Origin of the sequence: Pseudomonas sp. DWP3-1-3b3 (genome assembly GCF_049896305.1) — a bacterium.
GTDB lineage: Bacteria > Pseudomonadota > Gammaproteobacteria > Pseudomonadales > Pseudomonadaceae > Aquipseudomonas > Aquipseudomonas azotoformans_A.
This window is the reverse complement of record NZ_JAFCUA010000005.1, coordinates 194,102-212,229: the sequence shown is the minus strand read 5'-3', so window position 1 is coordinate 212,229 and position 18,128 is coordinate 194,102. Positions and strand designations below refer to the sequence as shown.

The 18,128-nt window shown below is 53.9% G+C and carries 8 protein-coding genes and 1 pseudogene; 2 read left to right on the top strand and 7 right to left on the bottom strand.

Annotation, left to right across the window (positions count from 1 at the left end):
• Window positions 1-5 precede the first annotated feature (5 nt).
• The 7 genes and pseudogenes from ACP7BX_RS17260 to ACP7BX_RS17230 all read right to left on the bottom strand — a co-directional run.
• Window positions 6-596, bottom strand: a complete 591-nt coding sequence (locus ACP7BX_RS17260) for a hypothetical protein (RefSeq protein ID WP_426129025.1) — start codon at window positions 594-596, stop codon at window positions 6-8.
• A gap of 480 nt (window positions 597-1,076) precedes the next feature.
• Entirely contained in the window at window positions 1,077-2,123 is a 1,047-nt protein-coding gene (locus ACP7BX_RS17255; RefSeq protein ID WP_426129027.1) for a ComEC/Rec2 family competence protein, read from the bottom strand.
• A gap of 9 nt (window positions 2,124-2,132) precedes the next feature.
• Window positions 2,133-4,682, bottom strand: coding sequence for a hypothetical protein (locus ACP7BX_RS17250; RefSeq protein WP_426129029.1), 2,550 nt, complete (start codon window positions 4,680-4,682; stop codon window positions 2,133-2,135).
• A 358-nt stretch (window positions 4,683-5,040) separates the two neighbouring features.
• Window positions 5,041-5,454, bottom strand: a complete 414-nt coding sequence (locus ACP7BX_RS17245; RefSeq protein ID WP_426129031.1) for a DCL family protein — start codon at window positions 5,452-5,454, stop codon at window positions 5,041-5,043.
• 81 nt (window positions 5,455-5,535) lie between these two features.
• Window positions 5,536-8,418: a UvrD-helicase domain-containing protein gene (locus ACP7BX_RS17240; RefSeq protein WP_426129033.1), complete on the bottom strand. Its 2,883-nt coding sequence runs from the start codon at window positions 8,416-8,418 to the stop codon at window positions 5,536-5,538.
• A 221-nt stretch (window positions 8,419-8,639) separates the two neighbouring features.
• Window positions 8,640-9,992: a DUF6602 domain-containing protein gene (locus ACP7BX_RS17235; protein ID WP_426129035.1), complete on the bottom strand. Its 1,353-nt coding sequence runs from the start codon at window positions 9,990-9,992 to the stop codon at window positions 8,640-8,642.
• A 413-nt stretch (window positions 9,993-10,405) separates the two neighbouring features.
• Window positions 10,406-10,861: pseudogene (locus tag ACP7BX_RS17230) on the bottom strand (DNA/RNA non-specific endonuclease); the annotation flags it as partial.
• Between the two features lie 349 nt (window positions 10,862-11,210).
• Here ACP7BX_RS17230 and ACP7BX_RS17225 point away from each other — a divergent pair.
• Window positions 11,211-12,413 carry a M48 family metalloprotease gene (locus ACP7BX_RS17225; protein WP_426129037.1) on the top strand — a complete coding sequence of 401 codons (1,203 nt, stop codon included), beginning with the start codon at window positions 11,211-11,213 and terminating at the stop codon, window positions 12,411-12,413.
• A complete protein-coding gene (locus ACP7BX_RS17220) occupies window positions 12,401-17,857 on the top strand; it encodes a WGR domain-containing protein (protein ID WP_426129039.1) in 5,457 nt (1,818 codons plus the stop codon). The genes ACP7BX_RS17225 and ACP7BX_RS17220 overlap by 13 nt, the downstream gene beginning before the upstream one ends.
• Window positions 17,858-18,128 lie beyond the last annotated feature (271 nt).

The window sequence follows — 18,128 nt, the reverse complement described above, 5'->3', positions numbered from 1 at the left end:
AGCCATTATGATACCGATGTTACACCCGCCCAGAAGAATCCGAACATCACTATCAGTGAGGAAAGAGCAATCACCCCGTAAGTGGCCCATCCATATCTTGCAAAGAGAACAACGAATCGAAGAAGTGATAACGATGTTATTGTGATCGCAAAAACTATTACCGCAAAGCAATAGATTCCGGCGATCGCCGCTCCAAAATTGAAAAAAACCTTGTGTGCCGTCAGCATGAGCACGCTGCCTAAAAAACCACCCACTGCTTGCTCACCCAGAAATCCCGAAACTACTGGAAACGTAATGGGTACTTCATTACCTGGCAAGGCGAGAAAGTTAGAGAGCCGGGTTTCTCCGGCCGCTTCAACCTTCCTTCTAGCGAAAGGAAGCCATAATATAAAGCCTCCCAGGGCGCTGATCATGACTGCTGAAAATATATAGACTGGCTCGCGATCAGATAGATAGAGTTGGAGATAGGTAATATCCAGAAGTGCTACAATAACCAAAACGACACCCGCAATCAGGAGCTCCCACCCGCCATAAACGCCATCTATAGGTGGCTCGTTTTTGCTGTCGCCGTTGCACTCCAATTTCATCTCGCTCATTTTTTGCACATCCACTATTCACTTTACGGTTACTGGGGCTAAAGATGTCTGGCTAGGTTGAGCTCGAAGTCGAAGCAAAAACCTTTAACTATGCGCAGGACAATGGGCTACTTGCTGTTTGAACATAATTTCCCGGCACACTCTTTTGTCTGATGTCCAACTGTACGACTTGTATCGGGCGAAGCTCCATGTAGATGTTTAAGGCGTACGATGATGTTTGCGGCCTAAAGTAGCACACCAACAGCGCTGAATTGTGCTTCTATCTCAGCCTACTATTGGGTAGAGGAAGTATAGTTCTCTGCATATTGTGCGATACGCTGTCTTGCTGAAAGCGCCTGCTTGGCCGACTCGATGACTTTTTCCAACTGTTTGATTTCCATTTCAATGGTCTCCTTACAAGGTACCGAGGGATCCAGATTGATTGTCATTTACAGCCGAAACCAGCTCGAGTAGTTCTCCCTGCCATCTTCTGCATTAGGCCTAGAGTAAAACATCCACGAACGCCTCTCCATCATTCGGATACTGCGTATTGTATGGAGGCCAGTTAGCGGGACTTCTCTGCCAACTCCCCGGCCAGTCTGCTGAATAGTTGAAAATAATTTTCGGGGTGTCATAGCGTGCAACCAATCGCGCAATCAGAGCATGATCCGGGTGTTTATGGTTTTTCCCACTGGTACTGATCAGAAATTTTTCACACTCGAGTAGATCCAAGAGAGCCTTGTTCGTATTTCCTTTACTGCCATGATGCGAGACCTTCAGTAAATCAATAGGCACTGGGCTCTCAAATTGCATTTTCAGCCCTTTCTCGACGACATCACTGTATGCGTCTGCACCGAGAAGTACTCGCTTATTGTCGAATTTGAGAAGCAACGCAATACTACTTTTGTTCGGCACCGACCTATCAGATACGAACGCACTCCCCCCATATTCGGCATACTTATTCGGTGGCCAGTTATCCGAGCGCCCCATTAGATCATCAGGGACAGATTCTGAGTCTGGCGGTGGTGATGTAGGATCGCGCCAATCTTTCGCGAGAGCCGCCATCCCCTCCTCGTCTGGTGACAAAACTCTTATCTCGAGCCCTCCCGAAAAAGTAATCGGTTGTTTGGACTGAAGTATGCGCCCTCCCTCCGTTTCGTTTTTATCCTTCCGGAAACTAGCGTTCCATGAAAGCCCGCGATCACGAATCAGTTTGGACAATGCATCTCCCTCGCTCGACCCCATAATGTCCGAAGGTTTTAGATGATGATATCCGTTAAACCATATCTCCTGAATATCAAGCCAATCAGGATTTTTTTCTAGCAACTTAATCACCCCTTGAATGTGATCGAGATCGTAATGAGTAACAACAAGCACTTCAAGCTTCAGTCGCTGCCCCCTACGAACATCGTTCAGTACGGATTCCAAGGTATCTGATGATTCAGAAGGACCACCGTCCACCAGCAGATGGCGTGGCTGCTTATCATCACCATAACTGATCAGTAATGAATCACCGTGCTCAACTTGAATAGCTCTGATACGAAACATAACCGACTCCTAAGTGTCTTTTCCAAGCACAATATCAGCGTCCCCGAACGCAACCACGGCCAAGCCTAAAGCCAAACCATCGGCCAACAATTCACGACGTATCGCGCTGATGATTTCACCAACTGTGGTCGACTCTCGAGCTACCGCAGCCCTTTTTAAACGCACGGCCAGTTCATTACCAACGCGATTTGCGTGACGACCAAGCACGTTCGTCATTGCCGCGACGACCACCCGAGCGCCATTTCTCTGAAAGATGGCGGGCAGACTTCCACCAGGAATATCTGCAAGACCCGAAGTGCAACCTATGGCTATAACCACAGATGCTCCCCCGACATGCTGAGTCCCAATAGAGCCTAGATTGAGACCGCAATCCTCGCCAACGTAGACCACCTCCCCATCTAGGTGGACCAACAGCAACAGTAGTGATGGAGAATCCTGTTGAAGTCGGAGTTTCCAATCCCTCCAATCGGGAATATTTTTCACTTCAAGTGACGTTTCAATGTTTGCGATGCGTACGACGGGATGGGGTAGAACATCTGTATCCGAGAATTTGTCAGCCCTGTCACTGGCCGCAAACGCAACAGTCGACAAGTCCTCTATTCGGTGACGCTTAGGCCTACCTTCTTCTACAAGATCCCACAACGCCGCACCCTGTCCGGGCTTCCAAGAATGCCGTTCAATAATTCCAGAAACGCCTAAAAAACCCATAGGGCAAAGCTGCTCTCCAGCTTCTCGGATGCTGCAATTTTCGACGGCACGCCCATTGCGCAAACACCCCTCTCGCTTAGTACACAGACTCGCCTGAGGTGATTCTGGTAACAGTCCGTCGTAAAGATATTCAATAGGGAAAAAAGCATCGCTCTGCGTCACGAGCTGCACACGCCCCTGACTCCCTGGCCAATTTGGGACAACTGACTGCAGTTCTTTCTGAAGTAGCGAGCCTCGGTTAGCAAGTTTCAACATTAAACTATCTAATGGCGCCTTAGGGTTGGCGACCGCTTGCTCTAGCGTCTGAAGTAGGCTTCCACGTGCCAGTTCAATCTGGTGGTCTGAAAGGGGGGAAAAGATGGCCTCTCCATCCCCGGTAATGAAAGTCACACTTGGACGGTTTCCGAGGCTCTCATTGACCAAAAGAGCAACGCCAAAGTCCTTTTTTTCATGGTGAACCGGCGTGATGATATTTTCGATGAAAAAACTGATTGGCTGACTTGGAGCTGTCTGAAGACGAGCCGTTTGAAGAATCTGTGCACCGTCGCTGACAAGGAAACGCAGATCGACCGCCGAGTGCCCAGCTTCCCGCCTGAACGTAGCATTGGTCGAGTCCCCCGTTCTCGTCAGAATCATCGATTCACTGATTGGCTGACGCCCCAGTTCGAACATGTGAACTTGGAGGTTTTTCTCCTCTCCACGCCACTCAACCCGTTCATCTGGAAATAACGGGCGATTGTTTCCATCTCGCAATGGCGTCTTGACTCGAATGTTTATGTTTATGTCAACGAATCCGACCTTGGGCCACTGCTTAACCTCGCGGTTATCTTGCAGCGTCGTTGCGTCCAGAACCCTTTGAATTGGTGGAGGTGGCGCATTGATAATTTCGCTCAATTTTCCGCTGGAGTCTACCTCTGTGATCTGATAGGTACTGCTTCTGTCTCGAATACCTACATAGTCGTAATCGCCACTGTCTCGACCTTTTACAATCGACTCACGGTAAAAAGAGCCATGACTCAAAAAGTAAGATTGAGTGGACGCAAGAACTGTTGTACGTAAGCCTGACTTATAACCGGAATACTCGATTGCGTCAGCGAAAGACATACCCAGTTCCGTAGACGAGTAGAAAAGATGTCGCAACCATTCTGCGACATCGATTTCGTTTGCTCCTACGTATATCGCGCATTGCACGCCTAGATTTCGCAGACGACTGACCCGGACCAATGCGCTATCGAAACTTTGTCCATACAAAATTACCAAGCGTGCCCTGGTAAACAGAAGTGAATCAACAGAATCCGAGACTGCAATATCGGCAACGGTAGAGTTGTAACGCCATTCGACGTAGCGCTGCAGATCATGAGTAACCCCAAATGGCTGCAGTCGTGGACTCGTTACTACGGTTGACCCTTCTTCGATCCTAGGCACAGGCGGAAAACGTGGTCTGAGATCTCTTTCCCATTCGGGAAATACTCGACCCGCCCCGACCAAGGCCGATAGCTCATGAAGGATTGCCCCCATCGTCAGCTCTCCATCAGGCCACCCCCACACCGATCTCACTATTTTGATCTTCGGTGGGCTGTGCTCAAAAAGCTCACAAAAAGCTAAACCAAGCCGTAATGCGCGACCAGGGTCTAGCCACTGATCGGCATCTATTACACTGGAATCTCCACCCCATTTGGCAGGTATGTAACGTGGAACCGCTCTACCGAGTGACGCCAATGTATGCGATGGTTCATGCCACCAAGTCCAGTCGCCCTGCTCTAGCAGGATGCCGAGCGCCGCTCGAATTGCCGGACCTAGATGAGCATCCTCATCGCCCAGCCACTGGGCGTCTCTTTGATTGTTTTCCATTTCTCATCATTACCGACTGGACGTCATACTATTGAGATGCGAGGCATCTGAAAGCTGCCAGGCACCGTGTGGTCTATAAACTGTTCATCCGTTCAGGTGCCCACAGCCTTTCGAAAGACTAAGCGACCACCCTTCGCGAGATTCACGTCTTTCAACAGCGGCTGTAGCTCAGCATCGTGCTGGTGAAAACTCCTTGAAGGCACTGGCGATCTCTTTATCCAAAAGCTCCAATGTTTCTCCATTTCCTATGGTCTCCAAGGTAAGCAGATCGACTTTTTGGTCTTGGCAAAATCGCTCGAGCAAATTACAGAAGGTTGCCTTGTGATCGATATGCAGATCTTTTCGGTGAATGATATTTTTACCAGTTTGAACATTTGACTGGCAGACCTAACGCATCACGAAACGCCTGCATCTGCGGGCGCACCACAAACCTCAGCGCTTCACATACCTTTTCATGTGGCGATTGGGGAACGCCGGTTATGCAACGCTCGTAAGAGAAGCTGTCTTCGCTCCCATCACTGCGGACCAACCAAAAACCATTGCCAGCACCCAGCGCATTTCTTTTGATTTTGAAATGGTCGACACCCACTCCGATTTTTCTCTCCGCATCAGGGTGCATCGCAATGAGCAGATGCAATCTTTTGATCGCGTGCTTGTTGGTAACCACGCCAGCGGTAGCTGTTTTCAAATAGATCCTCAACGCATCCAGAAGCGCTTTTTTAGATTTGTATTCGAAGAGCCCCAACCAATACATTTTTCTGAATGTCTCCATGACATGTGAAGCGGTTTTTCAACGACATTGAAACTTTCCGTGGGTAGTGATTTCGAGCTTTAACCACTGCCCTGGCGATGCCTATTGAATGACTGCCGGGGCCTTGCAACCTTCCGGTGGATCAATACGATATTCTTTATGCCTGCAAGAGCCGAGCTCTGTACCTTTATAGTCCGAACACCCCCAAAATGGTCTATCCGTCTGTTGCCAAACCATTCGACCTCCCGATTGTGTGCACAACGCAATCCAACCACCGCAGTTCTGCGCACAGATCAGGTAACGCCCTTCTCGGTGCATGGGCGAACGGCACTCTGGACAAGCCGACTCAGTGTGGGTGCAAATCGGAGAGAGGGAGCAATAGTAAAAATGTGCATCACCTTTTTTCTTCTTTCGCAACAGTAGCTCACCAGTTCCACACTCGGGACAAGGTGGACCAGAGACGCTTGGAGCAGGCGCACCAAACTCGTTGAGCTCCAGATCATATTGATCGTCAAGCAGCTCCTTGATGAAGCTGGAGACCTTGCCCTCGCCGGCTATGAGATAGACCCGGCGCTTTGCTCGAGTAAGCGCCACGTAGAACAGGCGCCTTTCTTCCGCATGAATGAAGGCTTCACGAGGGGGAAGCAATGCGTCTACCAGAGGATTGGAAGTCTTCTCCGATGGCAAACCAAACTTTCCTGACTTGTTGCCCAGCAACACCACAAAGTCAGCTTCCTGCCCCTTTGATGAGTGAATGCTGTCCACCCGGATCTTTAGTTTCGGGTACAAAATGGCCAATTGCTCCAGCTTGCTCTGATCCGGCAACCAAAACGTAAACCTGGCAAGAATGTAGACACTCGCCCCAGCGCCCGATCGAGCATCAATGCGAGCGAGAACCTCATCAAGTGCCTCCACATCTTTTAGATCCGTGCGAAACAACGAGACTGCTGGATCCTTCTCCTCGACGTGAGTGGACATGTCCTTGAACAGCTGAGCGGGGTTGCGCATGACGAATCGGCTGGCGACCTCACTGATGCGATCATTGAACCGGAAGGTCTTGTCCAGGGCGCTGGTCGCAGTCGGACCAAAGAACCCGTCGAAATCGGACGTCAGAGTGATGTCACTGCCGGTGAAGCGATAGATCGACTGCCAGTCATCTCCGACACAAAAAAGTGAGCCGTCTGGCTGCAGGCGTCGGAGCGATCGAACCAAGCGAGCCCTTGGATTTGACGTGTCTTGAAATTCATCAACGAGAATAAAGCGCCAAGGCGGTGTGTACCCTCCCGCTTCAACACGCTGGATCGCGCGTACGATCATGTCATCAAAGTCGATCTGTTGATTGAACTCCAGCTCCTCCTGGTACTTCTGGTACACGGGAAGCAGCAGCTCGATTGCAGCACGCATTTGATCTGGAGAAGACGCTGCCTTGATGCGCGCCTCCAAATCCTCTGAAGACAAATCAGCGGCCTTGTAGCATGTCAGCAACTCCTCCAGGAGTTCAGCAAGCGCTGATACCACTCCAAACTCACGCAGCGTCTCTAACTGGGCCTCCTCGGGCATCGGATCAAACGTTACCTCAGCAGCCACAAGGCGCTCCTCCAGCATCTTGAGCAGGACACCCTCCTGCTGTTCGTAGTGGAAGGTCTCTACCAAGCGAGTCTGGTGCTGTTTATGCAGTTGGCGCTTCCAAGCCATCCCTTCCTGATAGGTAGCCCGGTTGATGTATGGCGCAGTATTGCCCTTCCGATCAACACCGAAGTGCTCGATATAGAGGTCGAAATCAGGAAGGTAAAAATCGGGGTGGTACTGGCGTCGTTCAAGGGTCCGAGTGGACACCTTGTAAGGAGGTTCGTACCGGTACTCGACACCCATCTTGAACAAGAAATTGGCGATACGACATTCGGCCATGCTTTTGACGCGCTCTCCTTTGAAGGTGCGCACCTCATGCTCAGCCAGATAACGGAAATACTCACCCAAGGACGCAAAGTCGAACGGGTTCTTGATGGGGTAAAGATAATTCTCAAAGTACTGGAGAAGAAACTTTCGGTATGCCGGCGCACGCTGCAGACTTTCAAATACCAACTGTACAAATCGCTTGCGAGCAGGCTCATCATCAGCCAGTGGCGACAACGAAGGATGCTGCAATATCGACTTACCCAGTGAGTGAAATGTAAGCGCTTCGATCCCCTTGACGCCTAGACGTGACTCCAGCCGCTCCCGCATTTCTTTGGCGGCGTCGTTTCCATAAGCCAGGAGCAGAATTTCGTCCGGCCTTGCCTGGCCACTTTTAACCAAAAACGCGACACGTCCAATCGTAGTGCTGGTCTTCCCTGTGCCCGCCCCCGCCAAGACCAGATTGCTGTCCTCGTCGATGATGCATGCCAAACGCTGCTTGTGCGTCAGAGGCATCAACTCGACCTTGTCAAACAGATCGGCGTATTTCACCAGGCTGGTTTTCACATAATGCGCGCGCCATCGGCGCAGGCATCTTTCACCGTTCTCGACCCATGACCAGGCACGCGCCAATACCTTGCGCTCTTCTCTTGAAAGTACGCCGAGCCCTCTGTCTGGCAGTGGAGGCCACTGCGCGGATTTTTCAACGAGCTGGGCATGAAGGCGCGTCCATTGCGAACGACGACAGTAGCCAGATTTGCTCAGACTCTCGAAGAAAGAATTCAAAAATCTTGCAACGGATTGAACGCGATCGGCGTACCACTCACGCAGTGCCGCACGCCAAAGTTGGTAAGGCTTTTTGACGCCCCAACCAATTGCAACGACCGGTCCCGAAGCTGTGCTCAATTTCAGGTGGGAGAGCACCAACCATCGATTTAGCTCAGGCGGTTTGGGCATCCCCGCCACATTGAGTGTAGAGGTCTTCCCTCCCCAACCCATCACGATCAAAACGTTCGAAGCGATGTCTATCGAAGCACAACCAGACCCCAGCCACTTCACCCAACCAAAACTACGAAACGCCTCTTGAGTCATTTAGCCTTCCTGCTCAGCCGACACTTGCGAGGAGCAAGTGCCGCTGTCATCCAAATCCGCAGGCTCAGTCCATTCTGATCCCATCACGGGCACTCGAAGCGCCACTATTCGGCCATTATCACACAGTGTCTCTGATTGTTGTCGAGATCCGACGATCGCGCTTGGCCGCCTGCCGAGCTAAGTTTCATGTGAAAACTCGTATTATCTGTCACTTGAAAAGCTCACCCTTTTCTCCAGGAGTCTTCAGTACCTGCAAGCCAAGATTGGATATTTGTAATACGTTGCTCCTGATTCCGTAAATAAGCTTCAACTTCAGAATCATCGAGATCGCTGTCAACAACGGCCGCATAAGGACCCCATTCCGGGTCTGCAATATCTTGATGGCGTTGGACAAGCGTGTCGCTACCAAGCATGTCATCGATATAGGAAAAATAGTTATTTTTCGCAGCGTCGTATCGGAGGTGCGCAAGAAGCTCCTGCATAAACCAAGCCACCTGACTCTTTAAGCCGGTATTGCTTTTTTTGGTATACAGAGCGGGTATATATTCATTTAGTTTCGTCTTGCGATAACTCGAAAATACGTAACTTTTGCCGTATATGCATGCACATGTAATATGAGCGTATGGCTTGTTAACAAGCCCATACAGCTCGCTTCGACCCATATACCCATTCATATAATAATCATGAATATTACTACATATCGATTTTTCCGACATCGGACTTTTAAATGAAAAAACCCCTTTAAATATAGGTGGATACCCGTCATCATGTCGCCCTACCTGATACAGTATATCCAAACTCTTTCTCAGCTCCGTCGCACTCAAGGTGGTTTTAACCTCAATAACAGCTCGTACGGCGTTCGCCGGAATCACCACTAAATCGTCTTCTCTAAATAATGGCGCATACTCAATACAGTCGTATATGAGAACATCAAACTGCCTTGGACAACCATATATAAAGCCTGAGGCGATATGATACCGCTTTGGTAAATGCTTACGAAGCATGTTGATCAATAGCTGTTCGCGATAGGCTCCAACAGTAGGTCCGTGGGATACCAGAAGACCTATACGTTCGCTTAGAGTTTCCAGTTCGCTCGCCATTGAGGCTGCAAAGGCTCGCCGTCTTTCCATTTCCTGCTGATACTTACCCAACTCTAAAAACATCACCTTGCCCGCGGTACCTTTTCCGACTATTACATTGATCAACCCTTCCGTAACAAAAGCTTTAAGTACAAACTCAACGTGCTCCTTCGAAACCGTCACTCGCTTATCGCTGCAAATTCTATCAACAGCATCGGCTAGAGAAACCTTGTTGTTCTGCCCTGCTAGTGAACTCGTCAAATCCAGAATAAAGCTATACAATTCTTGATCGGGCGGGCTTTCGATATTGGCTCTAATTGAGAAAGGGTGCAACCTTAAATCCTCACTACTAGAAAGTATGCGCCGCGATCGTGGCTGGCGAACAGTAGCTATCACTCTCCCCCCTTGCTCATCGTACTCAACAAATCTGTAATGCATTAAGCTTTCCCACGGATCCGAGCTAACAAAACATAGATCCCCTTTTTTCATTCGCATCCTGAATTCCTTAAATTAAACCCTACCCCATCAAGTCCCATTATGGCTTTTTAAATGTCTTGCGATTCAAAAAAAGAAGTCTGCATCAAATTTCGAACAAAATGCAATCTGGCATTAAGCATCACATACAAGGCTTCTGTAGTGATTACTCAATGGTCTCCCCAGAGCTAAGAATCGATTGAGCTCGAAAACTTTTTCCAAACCATAATATACAAATCCGTTCTGGGGTCAGCTTCACCGCAATGTATACCACCGATCGTAGATGCCAAACTACTCCTCACCGCGCCAAGCGTAAGAGCTCGTCGCAGACATGGCGTTTCATTGAGCTATTTATTCAATTACTTACGTAACCTCAACGATCTCTTCGTCAGGTTTAACATCATGACGATGACCTGTTACTCATTGCTCATCTCTTAACTAGTAGGAGCGTCTGTCTGCGTCACGCAGCCGAATCTGGAAAGCAGACCGCCTTTTTCCGTCTTCAAACCCGTCTGAACGTCTTGTGGTAACGCACTCCATAGGATCAGCCCTGAGCGCTCCTCAATCTCCGACACCGTGACCTGGTAATGGCAGAAATTAGCAGCACGCGGCGTGCTCTGCTCCATGATGAACGCAGCATACTGCCCACCGACAGGAGTACTACCGACAAAGATGACCTTCCAGTAGCCGCTCGGAATCGTATGCACCTTATTGGTACCTGGCAGCGAACCGATATTCCTCTCATAAAGCGGCCCTGTAGCCACATACACCGCATCCACCCCTTCTGCCTTGCTGAGGTTCCGCTCCTGATCCTCCAATCGTGCCCACGCACCTTGATTGAGATCAGCCTTCTGCGGCGTAATGTTGGTCAAGTAATTGAGCGCCTTGAACCGCCCCGGACTCTCTAGAGACCTTCGCGCCTCAAAGTTGTGGCCGTCAGGAGGTGTCATGAGCTACCGGCTCCGGGACAAGCCACACTGCTCAACTCTTAGCCTGCCAAGTTCTGCCTGATTTTCAATCAGATTCCAAAACATTTTTTAAGAACTAGCATCCATCCGACTCTGCTCTCACACGCCCAATACCCGCCACACGTTTAACCCATGCACTTTCACAAGTAATTTCCCCCACCCCTAGGTATGCTCCGCGTTTATTGCCGATCACTGATACCGGGATGCCAGCCCAGTCTCTGCTGCCCACGCAGCGTATGGAGCCGTATCCTCTCAAGGACGTTTGAACACGATGAGTACCCCTGCGCTGGATATCAGCAGCCTGACGCCATTGCCTTACCACCAGCGTGTGGTCGACTACCTGAAAGCCCATGAACCTGCCGTGTGGGAATGGGCTTCGTCCTTGGTTGTTCAGCAGGAACACGCCCAGGATGTACGTGCGCAATTGCTGCGAGACACTTATCGCTTGAGCCCCGAGACCCATCCGCAGGCCTATCAGGCTTGTGAAACCGCATTGCAGTGTTTGCAGATCAAGGCACCCGCTACCCTTTACCAAGCTGGCGACGGCGCGATGAACGCGAGCCTGTATTACCTGGCCGATGAGGTGCATGTGGTGTTTTATGGGCCGATTCTTGAGCGTCTGGATGCCCAGGAGCTGCTGGCATTGCTCGGGCATGAGCTGGCTCATTACCGGCTATGGTCTGAGCACGGTGGTGACTTTCTCACCGCCGAGCGGATTCTCAATCACGCCATGGCCGACGTGAATACGCCGCCCAGCCTGGAACAGACTGCACGTCTATATAGCCTGCACACCGAAATCTATGCCGACCGCGGCGCGGCACTGGTGGCCAATGGGTCAGAGGCGTCGATTACCTCACTGGTCAAGATTCACACCGGCATTGTCAGCGTCGATGCGGCCAGTTACTTGAAGCAGGCCCGCGAGCTGGATGGCAAGGATGCGCAGCTGTCCCAGGGCGTTTCCCATCCGGAGACGTTTTTGCGCTCCCAGGCGGTGGACAGCTGGTGGCAGCAACTCCCGCAGACGGATAACTGGCTGGATCGCCGGTTGCGCGGGCCCTTGTCGCTCAATCGCCTGGATGTGACCAACCAGGTCGAGTTGACCGCCCTCACCCGCGGCTTTATTGCCCATTTCATCGGCTCCCCGGTGTTGCAATCCGAGGTTGTGCTCAATCAGGTACGTGGTTTTTTCCCGGACTGGAAAGACAACGAAACGCCACTCGACCTGACGACGTTGACTGCCGAGCGCATCGACGCCAGCATCCATGAATACCTGCACTTCATCATGCTCGACCTGAGCCTGGTGGACCGCGATTTGCGGGATGAGGCTCTGCTGCACGCCGCGCGCACCGCGAAGAAACTCGGGAGCGCCGACGACTTTATCAGCGTGCTCAAGCGCGATATCAAACTACCCAAACGTGAGCTCGACCCGCTTGTTCGCGCGCTCAAAGCGGAGGTCGACACATGGATCCAGTAATCCAACCCGTCACATTCACTCAATTACTGCAGAGCCACGATGGCGCGGCCGTGCCCATCGACGATGTGTTGTTCCTGGCGCTGCCACTGCTGCGTCAGGTGGCACAGCTGCACGAGCTGGGACGTGTCGCCCAGCTCAGTTATCTCGATGTGCTGCAAGGGCCGGAACGCACGCTGCAACTGCGTAACCCTGAAGGCGTGCCGCCACGGCTGGCGCTGGAAGCGATCAAGCAGGTGCAGCCCAACCCGGAATCGGCGCTGAACGTCGTCGGCAAAGTCCGCCTGACCCGGGATTCGGAAAGCGGCGTGGCCATTACCGACCTGCAAGTCCAGGAGGACCTGCATCAAGCCATCGACCACCCGGTATTCCTCCCGGACCTGCACAGTTGGGAGCATCGTCTCGGGCACCACGATGAGATCACCGACATATTCCAGCTTGGCCAGTTGCTGGCATGCCTGGCGTGCGGGTTGGATTTTGCCGATATCAATGACCTCAAGACGTTTGCCCGGCACCGGCGCAATCTGTTCCAGCTCAATGGCCGGCTCAACCCGGTGCTGGCCAACCTGATCGTCGAGATGACGGAGCTCAACCGCCACGAACGTGCCACGGATGTGGGCTCGCTGGCGCGGCGCCTGGAGTCCTGGCGCGAACAGCCGGCCAGCCTGGATGTCGAGCGTGTGCTGGCACAGGCCGAAGGCCCTGCGTCGCGGCGTACGGTGGTGCTGGAACATCTGCGCAACCGCTTGTTTGACCTATCGCGGCGCAATCGCTTGCTGTATTTCCGGCCGACCCAGGCCAATGTCAATCTGACCGTGGCCAGCGTGCCGTTGGTGATGCGCATTGAAAGCATCCGGCCTGAAGCGCTGTGCACCTGGCAGCCGACCTTCGGCGGGTTCTCCGAACAAGTGCTGAGCGGCAAGCCCGTTGGCCTGCAACAGTGGCTGCGCTTTGAAGACCAGACTTGGTTGCAGGCGTCGCTGGAGCGCATCATTCAGGAAACCCGGCGCGACCGTGCCGAGTTTGGCTTCAGTAACCTGCGCCTGGTGGTGGCCTTCATGCGCTGGCACAACCTCAAGGACACGCCAGAAGAACGCATAGTCACCCCGCTGCTGTGGCTTCCGGTGGAGTTGAGTCGCAAAAAAGGCGTGCGTGACCAGTTCGTGTTGCAGTGCGACGAAACCGAGGCCGAATTCAACCCGGTCCTGCGCCATCAACTGCGTCAGCTCTACGATATCCAGTTGCCGGAAACCGTTGACCTACAAAAGACCTCGCTGGAAGACATTCACGCCGATATTGCGCGCCAGATCAAACTGACCGAACCCGGCGTCGAGTTACGTCTGCAAAGCAAACCGCAAATCGAATTGATCCACCAAAAGGCCGTGCAGCATCTGCACCACTTCCAGCGCCGTCGTGCCCGCCAGCGCTCGGCGATGCCTTTGGTGAAACCGGATTTCAGCTACGACCGCGAAGATTTCCGTCCGCTGGGCCTGCAATGGTTCCAACAGAAGGTCATGCCCAGCGAATTGCCGCTGCGCCTGGCCGTAGGCGCCAAACCTGTGCTGCGCAATCAACATCCTCAGATGGTTGCGAGCAGCGCCGAAAACAGCACCTTCGCCCTGCCCGAGAACCAGGGGCATCGCTACGCCTGGGACATCGACCTGACCCAGGTGACCCTGGCCAACTTCAACTATCGCAAGATGTCGCTGGTGCGTGACTATGCCCAGTTGATCGACGAACCGGCGCAGAACGAAGCGTTTGACCGGATGTTCTCCATCGAGCCACGGGACGTTGAGGTCCAGGCCCCCGCCCCTATCCCACTATCCGAACAGTGGAACGTGGTGGCCGGCGACGCGACACAAAATGCTGCCGTCAGCCTGGCCCGCACCGGGCGCAACTTCATTATTCAGGGGCCGCCGGGCACGGGTAAATCCCAGACCATCACCAACCTGATCGCGGACTACGCTGGTCGCGGCCTGCGAGTGCTGTTTGTCTGTGAGAAACGTGCGGCGCTGGACGTGGTATTCCATCGCCTGCAACAAAGTGAACTGGGCGACTTGTGCTGCCTGATCCATGACTCCCAGACCGATAAGAAAGCCTTCGTGGGTAACCTGCGCGATTGCTATGAGCGTTGGATCGCCGGCGATGCCCAGTCGCCGCAGTTGCAAGCGCGGCGCGACACCTTACTGGCCGGCCTGAGCCAACAGCTGGGCTTGATCGAGCGTTTTGAGCAGGCCATGACGGGCGTGCCGGAGTCCTTGGCATGCCCGGTACGCGAGCTGGTGCGTCATCTGATCGAGCTGCCACCCGTGGTTGCCAAGCTACCACCCGAAGCCTTGGAGCGTCTGCCCGAGTGGCGTCATTGGCATGCCCAAAGCGAGCTGACCGGCCGCGTGTATCAGGCGATCAAAGAACGTTTCGGCCTCGACAGCTTTGCACGGCATCCTTTCAGCCGCTTGGCCTCAAGCCTGATTACCCATGAACATGCCTATGGTCAACTCAAGGCATTCCTGGATGAAACCAGTGGGTTGATGGACAGTGTCGAACTGTTTCTGGAGTCATCGTCGAGCCTACTGTCCGGTAATACTCGCTTGGCAGATGCGTGCGTACTGACCCAGGCCGCCGAACAACTGACCAGCGCCAACCTGGCCGCGCACCTCGATCTACTGGAACCAGGGTCATCAGGCTCTCAAGCGCTGCATGCCGAACAAGCGGCGTTGCAGGCACTGGCCGTGCAGCAACACAACGCCCGCGAATCCACCCACTACTGGCGTGAAAAACTTGCGCCACAGGACACCCAAGCGGCCCTCGAGCTGGTACAGCGGCTGGAAAGCTCGCCGCTGCGTTGGCTGCAACCCGCCTGGTGGCGGCTGCGCGGTGAATTGCAACGACGCTACGACTTCAGCCAGCACGCGATTCGCCCGAGTTTGCGCAGTGTGCTCGACAACCTGGCGGGCGAGCACCGCGCCACGGCCCAATTGCACGCCGAGCAGCAACGCTTGCAAAGCCGTTATGGCATCCCGGACATCGACCTGTTCGTGCACAACCTGCAAGCCCTGCTCCAGCAACTCAGCGCATCACCGCTGCTGCGCCAATGGGTCGAGAGCCTACGGAGTAACCCGGATGCCCTGCCCGGCGTGCGCCAGGAAGCCAGCCTGCGTCAGCCGTTGGCGCGCCTGGTCGAGCTGGTCGCGCAACATTGTGTGTTCGACCCCGTGCCAAGCCTGGGCGAGTTGGCGGAATACCTGCGCGATCTACGTGAAGAACTCGACGAACTGCCCGATACCCTGCCCCTGCTCAATGAGCTGCACCAGGCCAATCCTGTCTGCCTCGCGGTCGTGCAACAGTACGCCTTGGCGCAACGTGCACTGGACGGCTTGATTGCCCAGGAAAACCTGACCCGCCTGTACCGCGCCAATCCTCAGTTGGCCCGCTTCGATGGCCCTGCCTTGAGTTTGGCTGCGCGCCAGGTCAGCCAGGCAGAAAGCAACCTGCTCAAAAGCAACGCTCACGTACTCAGCGCCACGCTGCACCAGCGATTTCTGGAGCATGTGAAGCAATCGGCGATGTCGATGACGCAACTGGACGCCCAGGCGCGCGAGTTCAAGAAGGCCTACGCCAAGGGGCGCCGTGAATTGGAGCATGAGCTGGGCAAGACCATGCGCTATCGCTCCATTCGTGAAATGGCCAGTGGTGACAGCGGCCGGGTGATCAACGACCTCAAGCCCATCTGGTTGATGAGCCCACTATCAGTGTCCGACACCCTGCCATTGACGCCGGACCTGTTTGACGTGGTGATTTTCGACGAAGCCAGCCAGATCCCCAGCGAAGAAGCCGTGCCGGCCCTGAGTCGTGCGCAGCAGGTGATTGTGGTGGGTGACGAGATGCAGTTGCCACCGACCAACTTCTTCTCCAGTGCCGGCGACCAGGACGATAACGAACTGATTGCCATGGAGGATGGCGAACAGATCGCTATCAACCTTGATGCCGATAGCCTGCTCAGCCAAGCTGCGCGTAACCTGCCGGCGACCCTGCTGGCCTGGCACTACCGCAGCCGCCACGAAGCCTTGATCAGTTTTTCCAACGCGGCGTTCTATGAAGGGCGGTTGATCACCATTCCCGACCGTCGTATCGAGCGCCCTGCCCCGGCCCACGCCGCGCTGGACTCCACGGATACCGGGGCCGTGATCCAAGGTGCCGACACGCTGTTGGAAAGCCCGATCAGCTTCTTGAAGATGAGCGACGGTGTCTATCTCAGCCGCAGCAACCTGGCCGAAGCACGCTATATCGCCAACCTGGTGCGTGAACTGCTGCAACGCGAGACCGGCCTGAGCCTGGGCATCGTGGCGTTTTCCGAGGCCCAGCAAGGCGCTATCGAGCAGGCTTTGGAAGACTTGGCCAGCAGCGACTCGGCCTTTGCCACACGGCTTGAGCGCGAGTATGTGCGTGAAGATGCCGGGCAATTCAATGGCCTTTTCGTCAAGAACCTGGAAAACGTCCAAGGGGACGAGCGTGATGTGATCATTCTGAGCATCTGCTACGCGCCAGGGCCGAACGGCAAGATGCTGATGAACTTCGGCCCGATCAACCAGCGTGGCGGGGAAAAACGCCTGAATGTGATCTTCAGTCGCGCCCGCAAGCGCATGGCGATCGTCTCCAGCATTGAGTCCGAGGCCATCACCAACACCCACAATGATGGTGCCGCTGCACTGCGTGCGTTCCTGCAGTTTGCCCAGGCCAGTGCCATTGGGGATGCGCCGCGCTCCCAAGGCATCCTCGCCAACCTCAATCCAGGCGCCAAGCAATCCTTTGCCGTCAGCCTGCCCAAGGACCACCTGCGCAGCGCCCTAGCCGCTGCGTTGCGCAAACGCGGGCATTCGGTCCAGGAATATGTCGGGCGTTCACAGTTCCGCTGTGACCTGGGGATCAGTGACGCCAGTGGCCAACACTTCAGCCTCGGCGTACTGCTGGATGGTGATACGGCGGCGTCCGCCGACGTGCGTGAGCGTTACATCTTCCGCCCGACCGTACTGCGCAGTTTTGGCTGGAAGATCATCGACGTGCTTAGCCATGACTGGCTGCGCGATCCGGAAGACGTGCTCAATCGCATCGAAACGCTCCTGCGGGGTGAGGAGACCCCGGCGCTGCCGGAACCGGAGTCGGTAGAGAAAAGCGTCGAGATCGAGGCTGAGCCGCCTGTCAGCGCTGAAGCGACACCCTTGATGCGCGAGTTCACCTTCGGTGAAGGCAACTCCAACAAGTTCTGGCGTATTGGTGTCGCAGAGGCCGAGGTGACGGTGAATTTTGGGCGTATCGGCACCAAGGGTCAGACCCTGATCAAGTCCCTCGACAGTCCCGAACGTGCTTTGCGTGAAGCGGAAAAGCTGATCGGGGAGAAACTGCGCAAAGGGTATCAAGAGCAGGCAGGTTCAATTACCCCGGGGTGAGCTGAGTAGGTCCAGCATGAACCAGACAAGCGCGTTCAATCTGAACGCGCTGCAGCGGTCCGAAAAAGGGGGCGGGGCCCTAGAGCTGTCTCTCATGAGCATCAATTTATGAACATTCGGCTCCACAATTTGAGCAAGGCGCCGGACATAGCGATTTCAGGACTCTTCGTGAACCACGGCGATGTCTTTCCCCCCTATTTGAGGTTGCCCATCTCCAAGCAGACGCTGCTGCCGTTTTACTTGACGAATAAGGTTCATGAACACATATAGA